Genomic DNA, 1,336 nt, shown 5'->3' on the forward strand with positions numbered 1-1,336 from the left:
TTTGCAGGTAAATAATCATGGTAAAATCATCAGAACTGAATCAGAATCCCCTTGAAGATGAAACTAATATTACTGGGGGGTTTAATCAACGTACCTGGGAGGTTAATGGTAATGTGATTCAAGGGAGTTCGGTAACTGTTTATTTATCTGCTTCTGCTTATACGATACCCACGGAGAAGGAAACTAAGCGGACTCAATTGGGGGAGAATCCTTATCGGGGATTAGATGTATTTAGAGAAGAAGATTCTAAGTACTTTTTTGGGAGAGAAAAGCAAATTGAGCGACTGTGGGAAAAATTCCGCGATTTGAATGAAGATGAATCGGCTTGTCGATTTTTGCCGATTTATGGAACTTCTGGTTCGGGGAAATCATCATTGACGCGAGCGGGTTTAATTCGAGAATTGGATAAAAAACCTTTATTCGGTTATCAAAAAGCTCAAATTGCGGTATTATTTCCGACTACTCATCCCCTGGAGTCCTTGGCGACGGTTTTGGCGCGAATTGTGACCAATGACCCTTCACCAGTGGAAAAAACCGCAGAATTTGAACGGGTGTTAAAAAACCCCAGCGATAGGGGAGAGTATGAAGGGTTACGACGCATTGCGAATCAAATCCCGAATATTCATGAGTCGCTTCTGGTGGTGGTAGTGGATCAATTTGAGGAAGTTTTTACTCTCTGTAAAGACGATGAAGAAAGGAAGGCTTTTATTGCTAATTTACTCTGTGCGGCGAAGGATGCAGATAGACATACTTCGGTTATTGTCACCATGCGGAGTGATTTCTTGCGGGAAACTCAACAATATCCGGGGTTAGATGGGTTATTTTCTAGTAATGGCTTTTTGGTGCCGAGTATGCAGCGAGAAGAGTTAGAAATGGCGATCGCCAAACCCGCAGAACTCGCCGGACATAGCCTCGAACCTGCAATCATTCAACTATTAATTGAACAAACCAAGGGAAGGGAAGGCGCTCTCCCCCTGCTTCAGTTTGCATTACAACGCATTTGGGAGGGGTTAGAAGATGGTATAGACCCCGCAGAAACCTTAGAAAAAATTGGGGGTGTCGGGGGTGCTTTAGCGGGGGAAGTACAACGTTTATATGAGTCCCTAAGTCCAGAAGACCAAAGTTTAGCGCGTCGCATTTTTCTAGCTTTAGTCAACCTAGACGAGTCCGACAAAACCACCCGCCGCCGCGCTCCGGTCTCCGAATTAATTAGCAATAAACAGGAAGAACCCGCCATCAAATCAATTATTAGGCGTTTTTCCGCCAGAGGTGTCCGTTTCCTGTCTACCTCCCAAGACCCCCAGCAAGGTGAAACTCTGGAAGTCACCCACGAAGC

Annotated in this window: 1 protein-coding gene; it reads left to right on the forward strand. The window is 44.9% G+C overall.

Annotated features, from left to right (window positions below; genetic code table 11):
- Positions 1–17: 17 nt before the first annotated feature.
- Positions 18–1,336, forward strand: a 1,319-nt coding sequence (locus ACTIE0_RS24440; protein WP_439517045.1) for an ATP-binding protein, incomplete at its 3' end; no start/stop codon positions are given.

The sequence above is a fragment of the Limnospira sp. genome (assembly GCF_051859755.1).
GTDB lineage: Bacteria > Cyanobacteriota > Cyanobacteriia > Cyanobacteriales > Microcoleaceae > Limnospira > Limnospira fusiformis.